The sequence below is a fragment of the Klebsiella sp. CN_Kp073 genome (assembly GCF_040065495.2).
GTDB classification, from domain to species: Bacteria; Pseudomonadota; Gammaproteobacteria; order Enterobacterales; family Enterobacteriaceae; genus Klebsiella; species Klebsiella aerogenes.
Window position 1 is genome coordinate 69,308 of the sequence record NZ_CM198051.1, and the last position, 14,091, is coordinate 83,398.

General features: G+C 56.9%; 13 protein-coding genes, 1 tRNA gene and 1 pseudogene. 7 read left to right on the top strand and 8 right to left on the bottom strand.

The window, feature by feature from the left end:
- Positions 1-129 precede the first annotated feature (129 nt).
- Together ABLV66_RS00355 and nlpA are read left to right on the top strand one after the other, a co-directional pair.
- The gene (locus ABLV66_RS00355; RefSeq protein ID WP_495523850.1) at positions 130-411 is read left to right on the top strand and encodes a hypothetical protein; all 282 of its coding nucleotides are present in this window, start codon (positions 130-132) and stop codon (positions 409-411) included.
- A 111-nt stretch (positions 412-522) separates the two neighbouring features.
- The gene (gene nlpA, locus ABLV66_RS00360) at positions 523-1,332 is read left to right on the top strand and encodes a lipoprotein NlpA (protein WP_047047605.1); all 810 of its coding nucleotides are present in this window, start codon (positions 523-525) and stop codon (positions 1,330-1,332) included.
- Here nlpA and ABLV66_RS00365 read toward each other — a convergent pair whose 3' ends face one another.
- Positions 1,333-1,875 carry an NUDIX domain-containing protein gene (locus ABLV66_RS00365; protein WP_047047607.1) on the bottom strand — a complete coding sequence of 181 codons (543 nt, stop codon included), beginning with the start codon at positions 1,873-1,875 and terminating at the stop codon, positions 1,333-1,335.
- A 167-nt stretch (positions 1,876-2,042) separates the two neighbouring features.
- On the opposite strand from ABLV66_RS00365, the gene ABLV66_RS00370 reads away from it, so the two are divergent.
- Positions 2,043-2,822, top strand: coding sequence for an MBL fold metallo-hydrolase (locus ABLV66_RS00370; RefSeq protein ID WP_348876620.1), 780 nt, complete (start codon positions 2,043-2,045; stop codon positions 2,820-2,822).
- Between the two features lie 21 nt (positions 2,823-2,843).
- Positions 2,844-3,797, top strand: a complete 954-nt coding sequence (locus ABLV66_RS00375) for a GlxA family transcriptional regulator (RefSeq protein ID WP_348876622.1) — start codon at positions 2,844-2,846, stop codon at positions 3,795-3,797.
- Here the strand turns inward: ABLV66_RS00375 and ABLV66_RS00380 are convergent.
- The 3 genes from ABLV66_RS00380 to ABLV66_RS00390 form a co-directional block, all read right to left on the bottom strand.
- The gene (locus ABLV66_RS00380; RefSeq protein WP_047047612.1) at positions 3,794-4,843 is read right to left on the bottom strand and encodes an NAD(P)-dependent alcohol dehydrogenase; all 1,050 of its coding nucleotides are present in this window, start codon (positions 4,841-4,843) and stop codon (positions 3,794-3,796) included. The genes ABLV66_RS00375 and ABLV66_RS00380 overlap by 4 nt on opposite strands.
- 157 nt (positions 4,844-5,000) lie before the next feature.
- Positions 5,001-5,303, bottom strand: coding sequence for a putative quinol monooxygenase (locus ABLV66_RS00385; protein ID WP_238984208.1), 303 nt, complete (start codon positions 5,301-5,303; stop codon positions 5,001-5,003).
- Complete coding sequence (locus tag ABLV66_RS00390; RefSeq protein WP_348876619.1) at positions 5,304-6,311, bottom strand: zinc-binding alcohol dehydrogenase family protein; 1,008 nt, start codon at positions 6,309-6,311, stop codon at positions 5,304-5,306. It abuts the gene before it with no gap.
- 498 nt (positions 6,312-6,809) lie between these two features.
- On the opposite strand from ABLV66_RS00390, the gene ABLV66_RS00395 reads away from it, so the two are divergent.
- The gene (locus tag ABLV66_RS00395) at positions 6,810-8,006 is read left to right on the top strand and encodes a porin family protein (RefSeq protein WP_015703847.1); all 1,197 of its coding nucleotides are present in this window, start codon (positions 6,810-6,812) and stop codon (positions 8,004-8,006) included.
- A 202-nt stretch (positions 8,007-8,208) separates the two neighbouring features.
- Here ABLV66_RS00395 and rhuM read toward each other — a convergent pair.
- From rhuM to ABLV66_RS00415, 4 genes and pseudogenes are all read right to left on the bottom strand, one after another.
- Positions 8,209-8,901, bottom strand: a pseudogene (gene rhuM, locus ABLV66_RS00400) (RhuM family protein); the annotation flags it as partial.
- Between the two features lie 223 nt (positions 8,902-9,124).
- Positions 9,125-9,412, bottom strand: a complete 288-nt coding sequence (locus ABLV66_RS00405; protein WP_063416204.1) for a SymE family type I addiction module toxin — start codon at positions 9,410-9,412, stop codon at positions 9,125-9,127.
- Positions 9,405-9,689: a DUF6680 family protein gene (locus ABLV66_RS00410; protein ID WP_317852636.1), complete on the bottom strand. Its 285-nt coding sequence runs from the start codon at positions 9,687-9,689 to the stop codon at positions 9,405-9,407. Before ABLV66_RS00410 ends, ABLV66_RS00405 begins: the two co-directional genes overlap by 8 nt.
- Before the next feature lie 167 nt (positions 9,690-9,856).
- Positions 9,857-9,951, bottom strand: a tRNA-Sec gene (locus tag ABLV66_RS00415).
- Between the two features lie 292 nt (positions 9,952-10,243).
- On the opposite strand from ABLV66_RS00415, the gene ABLV66_RS00420 reads away from it, so the two are divergent.
- Together ABLV66_RS00420 and yicI are read left to right on the top strand one after the other, a co-directional pair.
- Entirely contained in the window at positions 10,244-11,638 is a 1,395-nt protein-coding gene (locus tag ABLV66_RS00420) for a glycoside-pentoside-hexuronide family transporter (protein WP_194400742.1), read from the top strand.
- A 12-nt stretch (positions 11,639-11,650) separates the two neighbouring features.
- Positions 11,651-13,969, top strand: coding sequence for an alpha-xylosidase (yicI, locus tag ABLV66_RS00425; RefSeq protein ID WP_348876618.1), 2,319 nt, complete (start codon positions 11,651-11,653; stop codon positions 13,967-13,969).
- The last annotated feature ends 122 nt before the right edge of the window (positions 13,970-14,091 follow it).

Genomic DNA, 14,091 nt, shown 5'->3' on the forward strand with positions numbered 1-14,091 from the left:
GTTGCCCCAGTAAGCGTAAGCGCTACCGGGGAAGAGTCCCGGACGTCGGCTAACGCCTCATCCGGGCCACGGTTGGGCATTCGGGCGGTAGCCCCGGTAAGCGTAAGCGCTACCGGGGAAGAGTCCCGGATGTCGGCTAACGCCTCATCCGGGCTACGGTTAGGCATTCGGCCGGTAGCCCCGGTAAGCGTAAGCGCTACCGGGGAAGAGTCCCGGATGTCGGCTAACGCCTCATCCGGGCTACGGTTGGGCATTCGGCCGGTAGCCCCGGTAAGCGTAAGCGCTACCGGGGAAGAGTCCCGGATGTCGGCTAATGCCTCATCCGGGCTATGGTTGGGCATTCGGTCGGTAGCCCCGGTAAGCGTAAGCGCTACCGGGGAGCTGCTGGCCATCGCTTCATCCCGCGCTTAGACGATTTTCATCTTATTGATACCTTTTCGTGTTTAAAAATCGAGCACAAAATCGTTATAGTTTTGCTCGAAATATAATAATGATTTTCCATGGACTGACGGGGTACTAACAATGAAATGGCGTTTACGCACGGCGGCGGCAGTGATGCTGGCTGGCCTGCTGTTAGCGGGCTGTGACCAGAAGAATGACAATGCCAAACACATAAAAGTCGGCGTGATTAACGGCGCGGAACAGGATGTGGCGGAAGTGGCGAAGAAGGTGGCGAAAGAAAAATATGGCCTCGACGTCGAGCTGGTGGGCTTTAGCGGCTCGCTGCTGCCGAACGATGCCACCAACGCCGGGGAGCTGGATGCCAACGTCTTCCAGCATCGTCCCTATCTGGAACAAGACAACAAAGCGCACGGCTACCACCTGGTGGCCATCGGCAATACTTTCGTCTTTCCCATGGCCGGCTATTCGCGCAAGATTAAATCCGTTGCCGATATTAAAGATGGCGCGACCATCGCCATTCCCAACGACCCGACCAACCTCGGCCGCGCGCTATTGTTATTGCAAAAAGAGCAACTGATTACCCTCAAAGCGGGCACCGGCCTGCTGCCGACGGCGGTGGATATCACCAGCAACCCGCGCAACCTGAAAATTATGGAGCTGGAGGGCGCGCAGCTGCCGCGGGTGCTGGACGATCCGAAGGTCGATGTCGCCATTATCAGCACCACCTACCTGCAGCAAACCGGGTTATCGCCGGTGCGCGATGGCATCTTTATTGAAGACAAAAACTCGCCATACGTGAACATCATTGTGGCGCGTGAAGACAATAAAGACGCCGAAAACGTGAAAGAGTTTATGCAGTCGTACCAGTCGCCGGAAGTGGCGAAGGCGGCAGAAACCATCTTCAACGGCGGCGCGGTACCGGGCTGGTAATCATCTACGCTGCGCCATCAGGTGCAGTAGCGGCACCAGAGACAGCCCGTCCGGCATTTCGCCGCGGGCGATCAGCTGGTTTATCTCCTCGAAGGTAAACCAGCCGGTTTCCATCACTTCATCCTGATCTGCGTCCATGCCAACCCAGCTTAAATCGGTGGCGAGCCAGGTGATAAACAGCTGGTCGCTGCTGCCGTATGACGGGTTGTAGCGGATGATTTCCTCGGCGCGTTGCGCCTGCCAGCCGGTCTCTTCGCGCAGTTCGCGCAGCGCGGCGACGGCGGGCTCTTCGCCTTCATCGACACCGCCAGAGGGAATGGCCCACACCACCTTATCGATCAGATAGCGGTAATGACGAATCAGCAGCACTTTGTCATCCTGGAGCGCCACAATTCCGACCGCCGGGCGCGGGTAGTGAATGGAATAAAAGTCGCGCCGCTCGCCGGGGGCGACATCAATACCTACCTTGCGCATGCTGAACCACGGCGTCTCGGCGATGACCTGCGGGTTGTGCATATCGGCGGCGGTTAGTTTCTTCTTCATCCTGCCATTCCTGTAGAAAGTTTAACCTTCAGAACAACATAGCCGGCTGTGATTGGCAACCGTCGCAGGTTGGCCCGATTCCATCGATCATTGCCCAAACGCCCATATTGCGCCAGGCTGGTACTCAGTACGATGTTCGTCAGATTACCCCACAGAGGAACGCTAACATGAACATCACCCATATCCGCAATGCTACACAGATTATTGAATACGCTGGTAAAAAGTTCCTGATCGACCCTATGCTGGCTGACAAAGGCGCCTGGCCGGGCTTTCCCGGAACCGCGCGCAGCGAGCTACGTAATCCGCTGGTGGCGCTGCCGTTTTCCCGCGAAAAGATTATCGACGTTGACGCGGTTATCGTCACCCATACCCATGACGATCATTGGGACGAGGCGGCGATCGCGGCGATCCCGAAAGCCCTGCCGGTTTTCGTCCAGCATGAGGCCGACGCCGCGCTGCTGCGCAGCCAGGGATTTCAGGATATCCGCCTGCTGTCGGCAGACAGTGAATTTGCCGGCGTTAGTCTGCAGAAAACCACTTCCGGGCAACATGGCAGCGACCGTACCTACGCGGTACCGGCGATGGCTGAACGTCTGGGCGAGGCCTGCGGCGTGGTGTTCCGTCATCCGCAGGAGAAGACGCTGTGGCTGGTCGGCGATACCATCTGGCGCGATGAGATCGAAGCCGACATGCTGAAGCTGCGCCCGGATGTGGTGGTGCTTAACGCCGGTTACGCTCACGTTATCGGCTTTGGCCCGATCATCATGGGTAAAGAGGATCTGCTGAAGGCGCATTTCGCCCTGCCGGAAGCGAAAATCATGGCCATCCACCTGGAGGCGGTTAACCATTGTCTGGTGAGACGCGAAGAGATGCGCCAGTACGTCGCGGATAATCAGATTGCCGGGGTAGTCAGTATTCCGCAGGATGGGGAAACCGTTGTTTATTAACCTGCTCAAGGGGAAGGGATGATGAAATTAACCGACGTGGCGATTGTCGCCGTAGAGGGCTTTAGCCCGTTTCATTATGCTGTCCCCTGTATGCTGTTTGGCGATACGGTCTCGGAAACCAAACGTTTTAATCTGCAGATTTGCGCCGAACAGCCGGGATTACTCAGCGCCCGCGACGGCTTTGCGCTATACGCCAGCGGCGATTTTACCGCGATGGAACAGGCCGATATCGTGGTGGTGCCCTACTGGGGCGAGGTTAACCAGCGCCCGCCGCAGGCGCTGATCGCGAGTTTGGTTCGAGCGCGCGATAACGGCGCGGAAATCGTCGGCCTGTGCCTCGGCGCGTTTGTCCTTGGCTACGCCGGGCTGCTCGACGGTAAGCGGGCGGCGACCCACTGGGAGTTCGAGCAGGATTTCCAGCGCCTGTTTCCGCAGGTTCAGCTTGATATCAACGCCCTGTACGTCGATGACCAGAAGGTGATTACCTCGGCGGGGACCGCGGCGGCGCTAGATTGCTGCCTGTATATCATTCGCCAGCGTTTTGGCAGCCTCGCCGCCAACCAGATCGCCCGGAGGATGATCGTGCCGCCGCACCGCGAGGGCGGCCAGGCGCAGTTTATCGCCCAGCCGGTGCCGCGCAACACCCGCGATGCGCGGATGAACTGTCTGCTGGATTATCTGCAGCAGCACATTGCCGAGCCGCATAATCTTGATTCGCTGGCCGAGGTGGTGGCGATGAGCCGCCGTACGCTGACCCGCCACTTCGCCCGGGCGACCGGGATGAGCATCGCCGACTGGTTGACCGCCGAGCGTCTGCGCCGTAGCCAGAGCCTGCTCGAAGCGGGGGATTTGCCGGTCGAGCAGGTGGCGGAAGCTGTGGGCTATCTTTCCGCCGTCACCTGGCGCCAGCAGTTTAAAGCGCGTTTTGGCGTCAGCCCGACGGAGTGGCGGCGGACTTTCCGCCGCGGCGTTTAGCCGGCGAGGGTCGAACTGTCGATCACGAAGCGATATTTCACGTCGCCCTTGACCATTCTTTCCCAGGCTTCGTTGATCTGATCGCCGCGAATCAGCTCGATATCGGCGACGATGCCGTGTTCGGCGCAGAAGTCGAGCATCTCCTGGGTTTCCGGGATACCGCCGATCATCGAGCCGGCAATCGAGCGGCGACGGAAGATCAAATTGAACACTTCAGGCGACGGATGCGGCGTGGCCGGGGCGCCAACCAGCGTCATGGTGCCATCGCGTTTTAGCAGCGTGGTGAAGGCATCGAGGTTGTGCGGCGCCGCCACGGTGTTGAGGATGAAATCGAAGCTTTTGGCGTGGGCCGCCATTTCGTCTTCGTTACGCGACACTACGACCTCATCCGCGCCCAACGCTCTGGCCGCGTCGCGCTTGGATTCGGAGGTGGTAAAGGCCACCACGTGGGCCCCCATGGCGTGGGCCAACTTGATCCCCATATGCCCCAACCCGCCGATGCCGACGACGCCGACTTTTTTGCCCGGCCCGGCGTGCCAGTGGCGCAGCGGCGAATAGGTAGTGATCCCGGCGCACAACAGCGGCGCGACGGCGGCGAGCTGCGCTTCGGGATGATTTATCCGCAATACGTAGCGTTCATTGACCACGATCTGCTGTGAATAACCGCCGAGCGTGTGCCCTGGCGCGTCCTGGGTCGGCCCGTTATAGGTCAGCACCATATGGTCGCAGTAGTTCTCCAACCCTTCAGCGCACTCCTCGCACTGCTTACAGCTATCCACCATACAGCCTACGCCCACCAGATCGCCTACGGCGTAACCTGAGACGGCATCGCCGACCGCCGTCACCCGGCCAACGATTTCATGGCCCGGCACGCAGGGATACAGTGTCCCGGCCCATTCCGCTCGCGCCTGATGGAGATCGGAATGGCAGACGCCGCAGTATGCAATGGCGATCTGCACATCCTGTGGGCCGGGTTCGCGGCGGGTGATAGACATCGATTCGAGCGGCTGGCTGGCGGAGTACGTACCTATAGCGTTGATCTGCATAGCATTACCTCTTGTGCAATAGCGTGATAAATCAAGCGGAAGGGAGTGAGCGTTTTTTGCGCGGCAAGGGTAAGCGTAGCCTGGCTAAGGCAGGATGAGAAAAGCGCAGCTCGAAGGGTTAAAAAAGGCGCCTCACCGAGATGAGGCGCTCGTGATATCAAGGCGCGATCGGCGTCAGATAATCCAGCCGCAGCGGCTCGGCGAGCAAGATCTCCATCTGGCCGATAAAGGCCTGGAAGTAGGGCTGAGCGATATGCTCATCCAGCGCCTGCTGGTCGCGCCAGGACTCACGCATGTAGAAGGTATCCGGCGCGTCGCGCAGCTGAAACAGCGCGTAGTCGAGATTACCCTGCTCCTCGCGGGTTGGCAGCAGCAGCGCCTGCAGCGCGTCGCGCAGGGCCTCGGTTTGCCCGGCTTTCGCCTTCAGAACCGCGATAAGCGCAATAGTGTCGTCGCGCATTTAGAAACCCTCCAGCACGATTTTGCCGACCGAGCGCCCGGTTTCCAACTTAGCGTGGGCTTTTTGCAGATTGGCGGCGTTGATGGTTCCGTAGTGTTCGCCAAGGGTGGTGCGCAGCGTGTTATCGTCAATCAACGCGGCGACGCGGGTCAGTAGCTGATGTTGGGCGATCATATCATCCGTCTCAAACATTGAGCGGGTGAACATAAATTCCCAGTGCAGCGAAATGCTTTTCGCTTTCAGCGGCACCACGTCCAGGCTCTCCGGGTCATCAATCAGCGCCAGCTTACCCTGCGGGGCGAGCGCGGCGATCAGTTCGTTAAAGTGCTGATCGGTATTGGTCAGGCTGGCGACGTGGGTCACGGCATGAATGCCGATTTTCGCCAGTTCTTCACCGAGCGGTTTGCTGTGGTCGATGACGTGATGCGCCCCGGCCTCGCGTACCCACTTCTGGCTTTCCGGGCGCGATGCGGTGCCAATTACCGTCATGTTGGTGAGTTTGCTGGCCAACTGGGTAAGGATAGAGCCAACGCCGCCCGCCGCGCCGACAATCAGCAGCGTATCGCCGGCGTTACCGCCTTCCTGCACGCCAAGGCGGTGGAACAGCAATTCCCAGGCGGTGATAGCGGTCAGAGGCAGCGCGGCGGCGGCGGCATTCTCCAGCGAGCGCGGCTTCAGCGCCACGATGCGTTCATCAACCAGCTGCAGTTCGCTGTTGCTGCCGGGGCGGCCCAGCGCGCCGGCGTACCACACTTCATCGCCCGGCGTGAACAGCGTCACCGCATCGCCAACGGCTTTCACCACGCCAACCGCATCCCAGCCCAGCACCCGCGGGGTATCGGCATTAAACCCGGCGCGCACTTTGGTGTCGACCGGGTTCACCGAAATGGCTTTGACCTCGACCAGCAGATCGTGCCCCTGCGCCTGCGGATCCGGCAGATCGATATCGCGTAAAAAGGGGATGTTGTTGCCGTCGACGGCGGCCTGGGTAATAGCAATGGCTTTCATAGGTTCTCCGGTCTACAAAAAAGGATTCATGGTGTGAATGTGTCGAGGATAGACCGCTCTACCGTCGGGAAAAACGGCCCGGCGGCGATAACAGTTATATAAAAAAAGTGAAAATCGGCGACACCACCCATCCTGCGCCCGCCTGCCACTACAGATAAACAGTACGATGGTCAGGTACCAGGACCATGATGGTTCAACAATATAAATTACCATAAACATAGTGTTTCATATTTGAGAAAGTTACCTCCTCCATGTCGCAAATATTAATATCACTCCGGAAGAATAATAATATTGCGTTATGGCTCAAGGTTTATACCTTGACGCCCGACATCCTGCGTGCGATTTTTCTTCTATCAAATAATAAACAGAGTTTCATATTTGGAACAAAATAAAAACATCATGCTATTTAATTAAGAGTTTCACCACTGAGACAAAATAATAAGTCGATATTAATCGACGGTCTTTTATCGCTTATAAAAATAAAGTGAGGGATGTGCTATGCGTAAAATACTCCTTTCTCTGCTGCTGGCAGCCGCGACCAGCGGGCTGGCGCTGGCGGACGACGGCAAGCCGTTCCCGCATATCGGCTGGCGCAGCGCGGATAATCTCGCCGGGCTGGATTTCGGCGGCGCGCTGCGGGCGAACTATCGCTATGAGGACTGGAAAGGCAGTAATTACCGCAACCCGCCGCATCTGCGTTTTGATACCTTCCGTATCGACAGCAGCGGCTTCTATGATAATTATTTCTTTGATGCCGGGTTCTGGTTTCAGGATCACCGTAAATACGCCATCGACCGCGCTTACGTAGGGTATCGCTTCGACAACAATAATAATATTCAACTGGGGATCCCCGGCAAACCATTTGGCCTTGAGCCTTATCCGCAATTTGGCTGGTCCTATGGTATTCCGTTTTATTTAGGCTTTGGCGTGAGCGCCGGTAGCGGCGTGAATTATCAATATCACGATAATAACTGGTCGCTGGATGTGGCCTATTTCCCGTGGATGGAACCGGAGAATTTGCGCTATGCGCCGGACGTTGGCGATTACGATCGGCTAAAAAACACTATCTATCCGACTCAGCATCAGCAGCATAATGAAAAGCGCGACCAGGTGAATGTGCGTATTGCGCGGGATTTTCACGGCGGCGGCTGGAATAACGAGCTGGGCGGCTCGCTGGCGCTGGCGCGGTTGCACAACCGCGAGACCGACGACGACGGCACCTTCTGGGCGGCAGGCGTGCACGGCATGTTACATAACGGGCCGTGGCAACTGACCTCGCAACTGATTCGCTACCAATACGATCCGAAGAATCCGGCGGGCGTCAGCGACGATACGATTCTGATGGGCGGCAACGGCCTGACGCCGGCCTACCTGATCCCGGCGAAAGCGACGACCGCGTCGCTGAACGTCGCCCGCGATGTCGACGTGAAGTGGGGCGGCGTGTCGAAGCTGCGTTTTTACAATGACTACAGCGTGCTGTGGAAAGATAAAAGCGGCTGGAGCGATTCGCAGATGAACACCCTTGGCGTACAGGTCTTCGCTCTGCCGGTGATGTTCTGGGTCGATCTCAGCTGGGCGAAGAACGTTAATCCGTGGGGCGGCGCGCTGAACGCTACCGGCTGGACCAGCACCCAGTCCGAGGGCAGCGGCAAATGGTACTTTCGCACTAACGTCAATATTGGCTATTACTTCTGAGGCGGGAATTTTCCCTGCTCGCGCTGCGCTCAGCAGGGCTACTGTTCTGCGCCGTCTGGTAGCCCGGGTAAGGCGCTAGCCGCCGCTCGGGGGCTTGCTCGCTATCAGGCATGTTGCAACGTGCTGTTGACGCTTTTCAATGAGTTAGCCCCCATAAGCCCCAGATGATTTGGCTTGTGAGGGGGCAGGGGATCCTGAGCTACTCACCTCTATAGCTGGTCAGCCCCATATGCGGCAGACTTGCGTCAGCACGTTGATGAATGAGCTCAGCGGCGGTATGTCCGGTACAGGCAAAATGTAACTTGTTCTGGATAGTTTGAAAAAACTGCGTGGTTTCTTTTAGCGATGGTTGATAGTCAGCCGCTAATGCAAAAATCTCTCGCACCCGCAAATAAACGCGGCGTTCGCTGGCGCGAATATCGCGGATACGCTCCAGCATCTCATCGAAATAGTCGGGTACAGCCGATGAACCCACAGGCGGATTCTTCAGCCGCTCATCGTCCATCACAAAACCTTTGATCAGGTATTCCTGGAGCGTCTGGGTCGCCCACTGGCGGAACTGCGTGCCGCGAGAGGAGCGAACGCGATAGCCAACAGCGAGTATGGCTTCAAGATTGTAATGATCTATCTCCCTGGAAACCTGGCGTTTTCCTTCCTGGCGAACTATCCGGAATTTCCGGATAGTTGAATTTTGAGCAAGTTCACCTTCAGAGAAGATATTGATTAAATGCTCATTAATAGTCCGAACGTCTTTATCGTACAGTTCAGCCATTGTCGCCTGGGATAACCAGATTGTGTCTGACTCAAAACGGCATTCAACGCACACTTTCCCATCACCGCTGGCAAACATAATGAACTCACCTGCTGGGGACGACGTTATATTTTCCTTTGCCATATGGTCTCCGGGTCAACCTGTTCACAACGGTAGAGTATGTCAGAAGCGGGGCATAAATTTCATTAGACGAACGATTAATCTGGCGCGTTTGCGGGTGTTAAGGCAGCCGTAATCCGAGGAATTTCCCTGCTCGCGCTGCGCTCAGCAGGGCTACGGTTCTGCGCCGTCTGGTAGCCCGGGTAAGGCGCTAGCCGCCACCCGGGGATTTTTCTTGCTCGCGCTATCAGGTATGTTGCAGCGTGCCGTTGACGCTTTTCAGCGATTGTTGAATATGCCGTAATTCGGCTGTTAGCTTCTCTTCTTTATCGCTGAGAGGCAGCAATACAATGCAGCCATCCATCACCTTAACCGTGACCGGCTTCCCGGTATCGAATCCCGCTTCGCGTAGCCACTTGCCGGAAAGGGTAAGACTTAGTGTACTGGTATCCTGGCCATTGGGCCGATAGCCAACCAGCAGCTGACGCTCGGTTCCGCTAGCGGTGATATCTGGGGTAGAATGAAAATCAGCCATAATCAACTCCTTGATAGTTGGTGAGGTTAGCACTTATCAGATATTGCGAGTACCTGATGGGGTCGATGAACTTAACTCTCCTCTCGGCTGGGAACACCAACAATCTCCATTTTATAGTCCCTTCATCAGTGATTATGGATGCCAGACCCTTTCTTATTTTTAATTGATCGTTTTCAATTTCACCGTGTGCTATTGGCGAGTAGATAGCAGTTTGTAACTGAACGCGCTCAAAATCATAACCAATATCTTTTGCAATAGCTGAAAGAAGGTCACAAATAAATTATTGCTGTTTTGATTCCAGATAAGACCGCTGGCGTTATCGTTGTTTGGATATGTTGTATTTAGATGTGAGAAATACAACTTCCAGAAGGAAGTATTCAACAGGGTAGGCTAACAGCAGAATATTTAATATATGCCGAATGGCCGATAGAGAATGAGAAACTTTGGCGGAAGATCACAGGAGTTGAACCTGCCCGGGACCGCTGGCGGCCCCAACTGGATTTGAAGTCCAGCCACCTCACCGGAGATGACGATCTTCCGCGCCTCGATTGCTACATGGAGGCGGGGCGCATTATAGCTACTTTCAGGCATTTACCACATACCTAAACGCACTTTTTTACTGTTAAAACTGGACTTTGCAGAACAGTCTGAGACAAATCCGTTCAAAATCCATGGGTTACACTTTTTCACACTCTTTCGGGCTACCGCGATCACAGAAAACAAGAAACGTAATTTGATAACGAGATATCGCAATTCATCTTACTGCGCCAAAGGTTTAAAAAAACCGTAACCGGTACCAATCCGCGGTGCCGCTAAGGGAATAGTGCGCAAATGAAAGATCATATTCTGTCCGTCAAAGAGAAAATCGGCTACGGTATGGGTGACGCCGCCAGCCACATTATTTTTGATAACGTCATGTTATACATGATGTTTTTCTACACCGATATTTTCGGTATCCCCGCCGGATTTGTCGGTACCATGTTCCTGCTGGCGCGGGCGCTGGATGCGATTTCCGACCCGTGCATGGGCCTGCTTGCCGACCGTACCCGCAGCCGCTGGGGTAAGTTCCGCCCGTGGATCCTCTTCGGCGCTATCCCGTTCGGTCTCGTCTGCGTGCTGGCCTACAGTTCGCCAGATTTAAGCCACAACGGCAAGCTGATCTACGCCGCCGTGACCTACACGCTGCTGACCCTGCTCTACACCGTGGTGAATATCCCCTACTGCGCGCTCGGCGGCGTGATCACCGATAACCCGACGCAGCGCATCTCGCTGCAGTCCTGGCGCTTCGTGCTGGCGACGGCGGGGGGCATGCTCTCCACCGTGCTGATGATGCCGCTGGTCAACTTTATCGGCGGCGAAGATAAAGCGCTGGGCTTCCAGGGCGGCATTGCGGTGCTCTCGGTGGTCGCCTTCCTGATGCTGGCCTTCTGTTTTTTCACCACCAAAGAGCGTGTCGAAGCGCCGCCGAGCAGTACCTCGATGCGTGAAGACCTGCGCGATATCTGGCGCAACGACCAGTGGCGGGTGGTCGGCGTACTCACCATCCTCAATATCCTCGCGGTCTGCGTTCGCGGCGGCGCGATGATGTACTACACCACCTGGATCATGGGCTCGGCGGCGCTGTTCACCGTCTTCCTCACCACCTACTGCGTTGGCAACCTGATTGGCTCGGCGCTGGCGAAGCCGCTGACCGACTGGAAATGCAAAGTCAGCGTCTTCTGGTGGACCAACGCCCTCCTGGCGGTGCTCAGCGTGGCGATGTTCTTCGTACCGATGGACGCCGAAATCACCATGTTCGTCTTTATCTTCATCATTGGCGTACTGCACCAGCTGGTGACGCCAATCCAGTGGGTGATGATGTCCGACACCGTCGACTACGGCGAATGGTGCAACGGCAAACGCCTGACCGGCATCAGCTTCGCCGGCACCCTGTTTGTGCTCAAGTTGGGGCTGGCGCTGGGCGGCGCGCTGATCGGCTGGATGCTGGCCGGCGGCGGCTATGACGCCGCCGCTAAAACCCAGAACAGCGCCACCCTCACCATCATTATCGCCTTGTTCACCCTCGTTCCGGCGGTGTGCTACCTGCTGAGCGCGGTAATCGCCAAACGCTACTACACGCTAAAAACGCCGTTCCTGAAAAAAATGATGGCCGAGCTGGCCGAGGGCGCGCGTCGCAACGAACAAGAATTCACGGCAGCCCCGATCGACAAAGAATGGCAAAACTAAGAGGACGTTTTAATGAAAATCAGTGATGGAAACTGGCTCATTCAACCAGGGCTCAACCTGATCCAACCCGTACAGGTTTACGAGGTGGAGCAGCAGGGGAATGAAATGGTGGTTTATGCCGCGCCGCGCGATGTCCGCGAACGCGCCTGGCAGCTGGATACGCCATTGTTCACCCTGCGCTTTTTCTCGCCTCAGGAAGGGATAATCGGCGTGCGCATGGAGCACTTTCAGGGCGCGCTGGATAACGGTCCGCACTATCCGCTGAGCGTGCAGAAAGACGTCCATGTCGAAATAGAAAATACGGCAGAGTTCGCCGAGCTGAAAAGCGGCAGCCTCAGCGTGCGGGTGACTAAAGGTGAATTCTGGGCGCTGGATTTTCTGCGCGACGGCGTGCGTATCACCGGTAGCCAACTGAAAAACAATGGCTACGTGCAGGATAGTAAGACCCAGCGCAACTACATGTTTGAGCGCCTCGACCTCGGCGTCGGCGAAACCGTCTACGGCCTCGGCGAGCGCTTTACCGCGCTGGTGCGCAACGGCCAGACGGTAGAAACCTGGAACGAAGACGGCGGCACCAGCACTGAGCAATCCTACAAGAACATCCCGTTCTACCTGACCAACCGTGGCTATGGCGTGCTGGTGAATCACCCGCAGCGCGTCTCTTTCGAGGTGGGCTCGGAGAAAGTCTCTAAAGTCCAGTTCAGCGTTGAAGGCGAACACCTCGAGTACTTCGTGATCGACGGCCCGACGCCGAAAGCGGTGCTTAACCGCTATACCCAGTTCACCGGCCGCCCGGCGCTGCCGCCGGCATGGTCGTTCGGTCTGTGGCTGACGACCTCGTTCACCACCAACTATGACGAAGCGACTGTAAATAGCTTTATCGACGGTATGGCCGAGCGCCATCTGCCGCTGCACGTCTTCCACTTCGACTGCTTCTGGATGAAGGCCTTCCAGTGGTGCGATTTTGAATGGGATCCGCTAACTTTCCCGGACCCGGAGGGGATGATCAAGCGTCTGAAGGCGAAAGGGCTGAAGGTCTGCGTGTGGATCAACCCTTACATCGGCCAGCGCTCGCCGGTGTTCAAGGAGCTCAAAGAGAAAGGCTACCTGCTGAAGCGCCCGGACGGTTCGCTGTGGCAGTGGGATAAGTGGCAGCCGGGGCTGGCGATTTATGACTTCACCAACCCGGAAGCCTGCCAGTGGTACGCCGACAAGTTAAAAGGCCTGGTGGCGATGGGGGTCGACTGCTTCAAGACCGACTTCGGCGAGCGTATCCCGACCGACGTGCAGTGGTTTGACGGTTCCGACCCACAGAAAATGCACAACCACTACGCATTCATCTATAACGAGCTGGTGTGGAAGGTGCTGAAAGAGACCGTCGGTGAGCAGGAGGCGGTGCTGTTCGCCCGCTCCGCCTCGGTGGGGGCGCAGCAGTTCCCGGTGCACTGGGGCGGCGACTGCTACGCCAACTACGAATCGATGGCGGAAAGCCTGCGCGGCGGGCTGTCGATCGGCATGTCCGGCTTCGGCTTCTGGAGTCACGATATCGGCGGTTTCGAAAATACCGCGCCAGCCCACGTTTATAAGCGCTGGTGCGCCTTTGGCCTGCTCTCCAGCCACAGCCGCCTGCACGGCAGCAAATCCTATCGTGTGCCGTGGGCCTACGACGAAGAGTCCTGTGACGTGGTGCGCCACTTCACGCAGTTGAAATGCCGCATGATGCCGTATCTCTATCGCCAGGCGGCGCTGGCCAACGAGTTCGCCACTCCGATGTTGCGCTCGATGATGCTCGAGTTCCCCGACGATCCCGCCTGCGACTATCTCGACCGCCAGTATATGCTGGGCGATTCGGTCCTGGTGGCGCCGGTGTTCTCCGAAGCGGGCGAGGTGCAGTTTTATCTGCCGGAAGGGCGCTGGACGCATCTGTGGCATAACGATGAATTGCCGGGTAGCCGCTGGCATAAGCAGCGTCACAATGCGCTGAGCCTGCCGGTCTATGTTCGTGACAACACCCTGCTGGCGCTGGGCAACAACGACCAGAAACCCGATTATGCCTGGCATGAAGGCACCGCCTTCCAGCTGTTCCAGCTTGGCGATGGCAATGAAACGGTCTGTCAGGTTCCGGCGGCCGACGGTTCCGCGATCTTCACTCTGAAGGCGAAGCGCCAGGGCAACACCATCACCGTGAGCGGCGAAGGCGAAGCCCGCGGCTGGACGCTGTGTCTGCGCAATATCCCGCAGATAACAGGAGTGCAGGGTGGGACGCAGGTCGGCAGCGAACTGGGCGTGGTGGTGAGCGCCCAGGGCAATGCGCTGACGATTACGCTATAAATAACAACTCCCGCAGCATATCGCGGGAGTTATTCTTTCTGCGAATTTGAGATCGTTATCACGTATATTAATGACTGAAATGTGATCTGACTTATAAATATCGGTCATTTCTCTGTCTTGTC

Bases quoted from the DNA above. Each gene is read 5' to 3' on its own strand.
- ABLV66_RS00355 (WP_495523850.1), top strand. From the start codon at position 130: ATGTCGGCTAACGCCTCATCCGGGCTACGGTTAGGCATTCGGCCGGTA.
- nlpA (WP_047047605.1), top strand. From the start codon at position 523: ATGAAATGGCGTTTACGCACGGCGGCGGCAGTGATGCTGGCTGGCCTG.
- ABLV66_RS00365 (WP_047047607.1), bottom strand. From the start codon at position 1,875: ATGAAGAAGAAACTAACCGCCGCCGATATGCACAACCCGCAGGTCATC.
- ABLV66_RS00370 (WP_348876620.1), top strand. From the start codon at position 2,043: ATGAACATCACCCATATCCGCAATGCTACACAGATTATTGAATACGCT.
- ABLV66_RS00375 (WP_348876622.1), top strand. From the start codon at position 2,844: ATGAAATTAACCGACGTGGCGATTGTCGCCGTAGAGGGCTTTAGCCCG.
- ABLV66_RS00380 (WP_047047612.1), bottom strand. From the start codon at position 4,843: ATGCAGATCAACGCTATAGGTACGTACTCCGCCAGCCAGCCGCTCGAA.
- ABLV66_RS00385 (WP_238984208.1), bottom strand. From the start codon at position 5,303: ATGCGCGACGACACTATTGCGCTTATCGCGGTTCTGAAGGCGAAAGCC.
- ABLV66_RS00390 (WP_348876619.1), bottom strand. From the start codon at position 6,311: ATGAAAGCCATTGCTATTACCCAGGCCGCCGTCGACGGCAACAACATC.
- ABLV66_RS00395 (WP_015703847.1), top strand. From the start codon at position 6,810: ATGCGTAAAATACTCCTTTCTCTGCTGCTGGCAGCCGCGACCAGCGGG.
- ABLV66_RS00405 (WP_063416204.1), bottom strand. From the start codon at position 9,412: ATGGCTGATTTTCATTCTACCCCAGATATCACCGCTAGCGGAACCGAG.
- ABLV66_RS00420 (WP_194400742.1), top strand. From the start codon at position 10,244: ATGAAAGATCATATTCTGTCCGTCAAAGAGAAAATCGGCTACGGTATG.
- yicI (WP_348876618.1), top strand. From the start codon at position 11,651: ATGAAAATCAGTGATGGAAACTGGCTCATTCAACCAGGGCTCAACCTG.